We start from the raw sequence: 939 nt of genomic DNA, 5'->3' as shown, positions 1-939 counted from the left end.
AAGGTCGCGACCTGCGTCGAGGTGTTGAGCAGCAAGCTCGATGATGCTCAGGAGCGAGCGAACAAGACCTTGTGGCGAACGGCGATCGTCCGGCCTTAGCGGCTATGCGAGAGCTCGTCCAAATCTTGCCAAATGGCGAGCCCTCGCACAGTCTGCCGCAAGGGAGGATCTCGGAAAACCCTCGCGACATGGTGGAGGCAGACAACGGAGCTAGGGGCCGCCCATAAGACGCCGTAGAATATCTTCATTCCTTACTCCATGCTGGTAGAAGTGGATGATCTGCGTGGCGAGCTCGTCGCGCGCCTCCCCACTGGTAACGTGCTTTGCCTCACACACCTGATCAAAGACGCGCTGACACATCGCCACGTCCTCGTCCTGCATCGGTATCTGGTCTGAAGATATTCGCGTTTGGATCATCGAAGACGCACCCAACCTCGCTATATGAATTTGTAGGACGCAGAGGGGAAAATGGAAAGGCGTACGACCAGGGCTCGTCCAAAAGGTTCCAAAAATGGCGAGCCCTGTCGCATACCACGGCGTTGATTGGAGAGCGGCTGCCGCGGCTAGGTGCTGTGCTTGCCGGCTACAGCACCCAGAATCAAAACGCTGTTGGGGCCGTCAATAATCAATTAGGATTACGCTGACACGTCACTAGCTTGAACGGCATTGCGGCTTTGCGTGAAGCATGCATCGAGGCTTGCAGCGATCTGCTCCGGTGCCTTGACGCCCGCATTAACGAGCGAGATGGCGGCCGTGAGCGCTTGTTGGCCACGTTCGCTTTGGAGATTGACTTGGTTGCTCTGCGACCGGCAACTCAATGCCGAGCTGATGAGTTCAATCTCATCGTCTGTGCAGGAAAGTAGCTCGAAAACAGATGACATGATCGCTCTCCATTAGGGCAAGAGCAGATTGTCTCTCAAGCGGTCGACACCCGGTTGC

At 56.3% G+C, this 939-nt stretch carries 1 protein-coding gene; it reads right to left on the bottom strand.

Annotation, left to right across the window (positions count from 1 at the left end; translation table 11 throughout):
- Positions 1-635: 635 nt before the first annotated feature.
- Positions 636-881: a hypothetical protein gene (locus ACPYOI_RS35805; protein ID WP_481424139.1), complete on the bottom strand. Its 246-nt coding sequence runs from the start codon at positions 879-881 to the stop codon at positions 636-638.
- Between the last annotated feature and the right edge of the window lie 58 nt (positions 882-939).

This window comes from Rhizobium sp. SVR5-2C (assembly GCF_056755115.1).
This window is presented reverse-complemented; position numbering and strand designations above follow the sequence as displayed.